General features: G+C 66.1%; 7 protein-coding genes. 6 read left to right on the top strand and 1 reads right to left on the bottom strand.

From position 1 onward, the window contains the following. The 5 genes from Q4C89_RS11845 to Q4C89_RS11825 form a co-directional block, all read left to right on the top strand. On the top strand, positions 1 to 558 hold a 558-nt coding region (locus Q4C89_RS11845; protein WP_303102821.1), incomplete at its 5' end, for an antibiotic resistance protein. Between the two features lie 36 nt (positions 559 to 594). Then, a complete protein-coding gene (locus Q4C89_RS11840) occupies positions 595 to 999 on the top strand; it encodes a PleD family two-component system response regulator (protein WP_303102820.1) in 405 nt (134 codons plus the stop codon). Positions 1,000 to 1,051: 52 nt separating this feature from the next. Then, positions 1,052 to 3,421: a transglycosylase domain-containing protein gene (locus tag Q4C89_RS11835; RefSeq protein WP_303102819.1), complete on the top strand. Its 2,370-nt coding sequence runs from the start codon at positions 1,052 to 1,054 to the stop codon at positions 3,419 to 3,421. A gap of 93 nt (positions 3,422 to 3,514) precedes the next feature. Continuing rightward, positions 3,515 to 3,937: a penicillin-binding protein gene (locus tag Q4C89_RS11830; protein WP_303102818.1), complete on the top strand. Its 423-nt coding sequence runs from the start codon at positions 3,515 to 3,517 to the stop codon at positions 3,935 to 3,937. A 4-nt stretch (positions 3,938 to 3,941) separates the two neighbouring features. Further along, positions 3,942 to 4,472 (top strand): hypothetical protein, encoded by a 531-nt coding sequence (locus Q4C89_RS11825; protein ID WP_303102817.1) that lies wholly within the window; start codon positions 3,942 to 3,944, stop codon positions 4,470 to 4,472. Positions 4,473 to 4,545: 73 nt separating this feature from the next. Here Q4C89_RS11825 and Q4C89_RS11820 read toward each other — a convergent pair whose 3' ends face one another. Further along, positions 4,546 to 5,493 carry a leishmanolysin-related zinc metalloendopeptidase gene (locus tag Q4C89_RS11820; RefSeq protein WP_303102816.1) on the bottom strand — a complete coding sequence of 316 codons (948 nt, stop codon included), beginning with the start codon at positions 5,491 to 5,493 and terminating at the stop codon, positions 4,546 to 4,548. 260 nt (positions 5,494 to 5,753) lie between these two features. On the opposite strand from Q4C89_RS11820, the gene Q4C89_RS11815 reads away from it, so the two are divergent. Next, positions 5,754 to 6,914 (top strand): amidohydrolase (locus tag Q4C89_RS11815; RefSeq protein ID WP_303102815.1); only part of this gene is annotated, 1,161 nt, incomplete at its 3' end.

Here is a 6,914-nt window from a genome sequence, read left to right as displayed (position 1 = left end):
GGCCCCTTTGGAGTGGGCAAGATTTACGCCGCCTACGCTCTGCACGAGCGTTTGCCTGGCAGCTTTATTTTTGAACCCGAAGAAATGGGGCTGGCCCTCAAGAAGCTGACCCCCAAGTTCACCGCAGACCCCCAGACGCATCCCATGTGGATTCCGCTGATGCTCGACGCCTTGCAGTACGCCAGCCGCGAAGCCGACGGGCCGCTGATCGTCCCGGTCACGATCACGGACGTGGCCCGGCACCGCCGTCTGATGAGCGGCCTGCAATCCCGTGACCTCAGCGTGCATCACTTCACGTTGCTCGCGCCGCTGGATGTGGTGCTCAGTCGTCTCAAGCGCGAGGGCCACACCGACCTGTACGTGGGCGGCATTGAGGACCGCCTGAACGAACTGCGCAGCGAGCAGTTCCGTACCCACATCGACGTGACCAGTCTCAGCGAGCAGCAGGTTGCCGAAACCATCGCCCAGCAGGTCGGCCTGACCCTGAGTCCGGTGCCGAACGACCCCCTGCGCTGGATCAAGGGAGCACTGGCAGGCCGCCGCCGCCCGTCCCACTGACGCCTGCGAAGCCACGGAGACAGAGATTTCGGTATCATGGTGGGTATGGCGTATACGATTCTCGTCGCGGATGACGAACCGGCCATTCGAACCATGCTGGAAGTCATCCTGTCTGCCGACGGGCATGAAATCGTCGCGGTGCAAGATGGGCGCTCGGCCCTGGCCTATCTCCAGTCTCACACGCCCGATGCCATGCTGCTCGATGTGAAGATGCCGTACATGGACGGCTTTGAAATCTGTTCGCGGGTCAAGCGCATCAAGCGCCTGCGTAACTGTGCGGTGCTGCTGCTCTCGGCTGTGGACGACGACCAGACCCGTGACCAGGCCAAACTGGTCGGAGCGGACGACATCGTGGGCAAGCCGGTGTCCGGCAAGATGCTGCGGGGCCGCGTGTCCCAGCTCATAGAGGCGCGGCGGGGCGGGAGCCTGCCCGCGTCGTGAGGTTCGCCCGGAACACCCGCTTTCGGCCCGCTCGCGCTCAGGAGGCCCGGCGTTGATTTTTTTCCTGCGTTTTCTCAAATTCCTGTCCTCGCTGGTCATCGCGGCCCTGATTGCCGGGGCAGGTGTGGCGGCCACCTATGTCACCCAGTGGACCCGCGAGTTGCCCGACTACCGCGAACTCGACAACCTGACCCGCAGTCTGGGGGCCGAAACCCGCGTCTATGCCCGCGACAAGACGCCGCTGGGCAACCTGATTCCGCGCATCGGCGACCAAGCCGTCAGCCGCACCATCGTCCGCCTGGACGAGGTCAGCCCCTTCATGATCGGGGCGCTGATCGCCAACGAAGACCGCCGCTTTTTCCAGCACTATGGCCTCGACCCCATCGGCCTGGGCCGTCAGGTCATGCGTCTGGCCCAGGGTGAGGAAGTGCAGGGGGGGTCCACCCTCACCAACCAGCTCATCAAGAACACGCTGCTGTTCGACGAATACCAGCAAAAGCGCAGCCCCGACCGCAAGGTCAAGGAATGGATCTTGTCGACGCAGGTCGAGCGGTCCTTTACCAAGTCCGAGATTTTGCAGAACTACCTCAACGCCATCTACTGGGGTGACGGCGGCCCGGTCGAGCTGTACGGCGTATACGCGGCGGCCCAGGCTTATTTCCGCAAGGCCCCCAAAGACCTGACGCTGGCCGAGAGTGCCTACCTGACCGCGCTGATTCCTAACCCGCGTCTGCGCTACGCCAACTACGAGTCGCAGGTGCGCCCGGCGGTCAAGGCGATGCTGGCCCGCATGGTCGAGGACGGCTGGGCCACACAGCAGCAGGCGGACAACGCCTGGAAAGAAAAGGTTCAGCCGCGTGGCTGGACGGTGGCCTACGACGAGGCGGGCAACATCAAGAGCGCCAAGCTGACCGACCCCACCGCCAAGGAACTCAAGGCCGTGACCTCGACCCGTGCGCCCCATTTCGTGCAGCAGGTGGAGGCCGAACTGGTGCGGCGCTTCGGGCGCGAGAAGGTCTACGGTTCGGGCGGCCTGCGGGTCTACACCACCCTCGACCCCAAGATTCAGAACGCCGTGGAAACCGCCAGCCGCGAGGCGAGGGGGCTACCCTACGGCGCGACCCTGGCCGCCGTGGTCGTCGACCCCTACACCTCCGAGGTGATGGGCATGATCGGGCAAAAGCTCTACGGCGACGCCCCGCCTGCCGACTGGAACAACGCCGCGCAGGGCCAGCGCCAGATCGGTTCGACCATCAAGCCGCTGCTGTACACCACCGCCATCGCGCAGGGCATGAACCAGGCCCACCGCGAGTTCGACGGGCCGATCAGCTTTCCTGACGTGTCTTCTCCCACAGGCCGCTACGAGCCGAAGAACTTCGAGGGCCGCACGACCTACCGCAGCATGACCATCCGCGAGGCACTCGACCGCTCGCTGAACCTGGTCACGGTGCGTCTGGCCGACCGCGTGGGCCTGCCCAACTTCTTCAACAAGTTGCAGCAGCTCGACATTCCGCCCAACGAAGGCACCAGCTATTCCGCCGCACTGGGGGCCGTCGAGACCACGCCCGTCAAGATGGCGGCGGCCTACGCGCCCTTCGTCAACGGGGGGCTGTACCGTCCGCCCCGCTACATCTCGCGGGTCACGAATGCCCGAGGTGAGGTGTTGTACGACGCCGCCACCGAAACCCGTATCCCCACCCGCGTCTGGACGCCTCAGGTCGCCTATGTGGGCCTGGACATGATTCGCGGTGTGGTGGGCGACATGACCGAGCAGGAGGGCGGCCTGGCGACACGGGCCAAATTTGGAGACTGGCCCATCGGCGGCAAGACCGGGACGAGTAACGGCCCCAAAGATCTGTGGTTCGTCGGCAGCACGCCGGTCTACGCCGGAGCCGTCTGGGTCGGCAAGCAGCAGGGCGGTTACATGCCCGTCACGTCCTACTCGGGCTGGATCAGTGCGCCCATCTGGCGGCGCATGATGGAACTGTCGCACAAGGGCCTGACGCCCAAGAAGTTCGCTGTGCCGCCGGGCATCGTCTACGGCGGCTCCCCCGACCCGGCCTGGCTGCCCAACGCCAACATGGCGATGGTAGACCCGCGTTACCGTCAGGTCGCCAACCAGAACGTGCCCGAAGCAGTGGTGGAGCTGCCGCAGTACACCGAGGCCGACTTCAATCCCGCCGCCACCGACCCCAACACGGTGGTCGTCGAACTCGACCGCACGACCGGACGCATCGCCACCGAGTTCACGCCTCCGGAAAACGTGGTGCAGCGCCGCGTCGAAATCAGGCAATTGCCCGGCTACGCACCCGACCCCGCGCCCGCGCCCCTGCAAGACCAGAAACCCGACCCCGACGCCCTCAAGCAGGTCAAGCCCCAGGACAAGGTGCCCGTTGCATTGCCCAAGTCCGACACGCCCTGACCTTTTTCCTGCCCTGTTCCCCCCTGGACTAGGGGACGTGCCTCTCACGGGTTCGTCATCTGAGCAGGGGGGAATTTCTGGCATAGTCGGCCTATGTCTGAGCGTCCCGACCCGGTGGCTTCCCTGACCCTACGGCGAATGGGGGCGCCGCTCCTTTCTCTGCTGCTGGCACTGGGGCTGAGCAGTGCCGACGCCCGCGTGCGTCTGGGCGACCCCCTGCCCCCTCACCCCTGGCAGAGCGACGAGCGTGAAGTGGTCGTGATCTACACCCACGACTGCGGCGACCTGGGAGAGTTGTGGGGGGCGGTGTTGCAAAGCGGGCTTCCCGTGCGGGCGGTCAACGTGCAGGGCGTACCTGCCCAGCCCCCGGCAGGCCTGACCCCCTGGCGCGGCGCGGAGGCCGACCAGTTCGCCCGGCAACTGCGGGTCGGCACCTACCCGGCGGTGCTGCTGGTGCGGGGTGGGCGCGTGCTCAACGCCTGGGAAGGCAATTTCACGGGCGGGGGCCTGCGCTGACCTCATGGAGCAACCTGCCCTGAGTGCTTCTGCGGAGCGCCCGACCCGGCCCATCGCGTCCCGCCCTGCTGGGTATGTGGGGCTGGCGACCTATTCCAGCCTGGGGCGGCTGTGGCAACTGCTGGCCGGGGCCGAGCGGGCCGGGCGGCAGGTCAGCGTGCTGAGAAACGACCTGCCGCAGACCGCCCGCCGCCGCATCGCCGGGTACGAATTGCCGGGTGCGGGCCTGCTGGCGGACACGGAGGTCATCGCGCGCGAACTGGAAGACGGTTTCGCGGCGCACCCCGCCCTCCTGGCCCTGTTGGGGGGTGACGCTGCCCCACTGCGCGAGGTGCTGAGCCGCGACTATGTGCTCCACCTCGACTTCGTGGTGGCGCTCACGGCTGGGCGGGAGCTGGTGGTGCGGCCCGAGTTCCGCTATCGGCCTCTCGCGGGCGCTGCGGCTTCTTTGCCGGGCGACCTCACCCTGCGCCCCCGGCGTCTGGGCCGCGACGAACTCAACCTGCTGCTCCTGCGGGCCTGCGGTCTGGCCTGAGCGAATAGGGCAAAGTTGGGAAAACCACCAGCCTCCTCTCCAACGGGGAAACTGGCGGTGAGACATTCCGGCCTTACTTCACCTGCCACTTGGGCCGCAGCACTTCCTCGTGCGCGGCGAGGTCGAAATGGTGGTCGGTGCTCAGGCTGTTCAGGGTGCTGGCGCTGTAGCTGTCGGCCTTGCTGTAGTCCACGCTGTAGCCCAGGTCGGCCAGCCCGGCGATGCTCAGGCGTGACAGGGGGTTGCTGCCGCTGCCCAGGTAGCCGGTCATCAGTTCGTTGCCGAAGGTGCGCTCGCGCCAGTGGGCCTCGGCGGTGCCGGAGCCGCCAGTGTTTTCCTCGGGGGTCTGCCCCAGGGTGCCGCCGAGCGCGGCGTACTCGCGGTTGCCGTTCGTGCCCAGGTAACGGGGGTCGGTGGTGCCCGCGCCGCTGGTCAGGCCCTTGTAGCTCCACAGGCTGCCGAGACCGAGGCTGTGGCCCAGTTCGTGCACGGCAATGTCGGTCAGCTGGCTGGCAAACCCGTCGAGGTCGGCGCTGTCGAAAATGAGGGTGGAGTAGACCGTCAGGCCGCCGCTGCTGCGGACCGAGCAGGGGCCGCTCTGGGCCAGCACGCCGCCAGGGCCGTCAATGCTCTTGGAGCCGGTGAAGACCAGAATGTCGTCCACCGTGCCGCTGAACGCCGGGTTAGACCCACAGTTTCCTGCCGGAATATTGACGTTCACGGCACTCAGGCCCTGGGTCACGATGCCCTGCCAGCGGGTCGCCGCCGCGTTCATGGCACTGACCACGCGGGAGTCGCTGCCGGGCGCGAAGTTGAGGGTGATGTTGTAGGGGTCGCTGGTGGTCGTGCCTCCCTTGCGGCCCTGCTCGGCCAGGGGACTCAGGCTGGCGTAGGGGTCTTCTGGCAGCGCACTGAGGCTTTCGGCAGGGGCGGTGACGGCGCTTTGCTGGGCGGGCTGCCCGCAGGAACCGAGGGTCAGGGACAGGGCCAGCAGGGAAAGGGTGGGCCACTTCGCGTTCATGGGCGGCAGTGTCGTGGCTGCGCCGCTTCCGGGCTCTTACGGACAACTGACATTAAGCCATCTTCGACACCGTCTCTGCTGGGCCATAACAAATCGGTGACCGCTCAGATTGGCAACGGGAGGGGGCGAAGAACCTCTCGCGCCAGAAGCCCGAGTGTGCATGTATATGCACCATTAGTCCGGCATGAGGAATATCTATACAATGCCTTTATGCTCAGCGGGCGGCTGTCAGGGCTGCCGAGGTGCAAAGGGGGTTATTCATGTTCAAGGCTTACAGGTTGGGTGGTCTGCTGTTGCTCGCCGCCAGTACGGCGCAGGCTGTGGATGTTCCGGCGGTTTTGCCGGGCCTCAATACCCAGATCGACCGGGCTTACCCGGCGCTGGAGAAGCTGTACAAGGAGCTGCACCAGAACCCCGAACTGGCCTTTCAGGAGGTCAAGACTTCGGCCCGCCTCGCCGCTGAGATGCGCAGCCTGGGCTTCACCGTCACCGAGGGCATCGGGAAAACCGGGGTCGTCGCCATCTACCGCAACGGCCCCGGCCCGACGGTGATGGTGCGTACCGATATGGACGGCCTGCCGATGGAGGAAAAGACCGGACTGCCCTACGCCAGCCGTGTCAAGACGACCTGGAACGGTCAGGAAACTTTCGTGGCCCACAGTTGCGGGCACGACGTGCATATGGCTGCGTGGGTGGGTACGGCCCGCGCCCTGCTGGCCCTGAAAAACCAGTGGAGCGGCACGCTGATGTTCGTGGCCCAGCCCGCCGAGGAAGCCCTCAACGGCGCACAGGCGATGATGGACGACGGCCTGTACGAAAAGTTCGGCACGCCTGCCTACGTGTTGGCCCTGCACAACGACGGCAAACCCGCTGGCATGGTCGGCTATGACAGCGGCCCGGTCACCACGTTTGCCGACGGTCTGGAAATTACCTTCAAGGGTGTGGGCGCTCACGGCTCGGCCCCGCACGCGGGCATCGACCCTATCCTCATCGCTTCGCGCTTCGTGGTGGACGTGCAGAGCGTGGTCAGCCGCGAACGCGACCCGCGTGAATTCGGAGTCGTCACGGTCGGGGCGTTTCAGGGCGGCAGCGCGGGCAACATCATTCCGGACAACGTGCTGCTGCGCGGCACCATTCGCAGCCTGAACGCCAAGGTACGCGAGAAGCTGCTGGCCGGGATCAAGCGCACCGCAGAGGCCGTAGTCAGCATGGCGGGCGCTCCTGCCGCTGACATCAAGCTCACGCCCGGAGCCAAGGCCGTGGTCAACGACGCAGCACTGGTCGCCAAGACCGCACCCGTCTTCCGCGCCGCGTTCGGCGACAAGGCGATGGTGCAGCCTTTCACCACCGCCAGCGAGGACTTCTCGGTCTACGGGCAAGACGGCAAAGTGCCGCTGCTGTTCTTCTTCGTCGGCGCACAG

The organism is Deinococcus sp., from assembly GCF_030523985.1.
Lineage (GTDB): Bacteria > Deinococcota > Deinococci > Deinococcales > Deinococcaceae > Deinococcus.
This window is presented reverse-complemented; position numbering and strand designations above follow the sequence as displayed.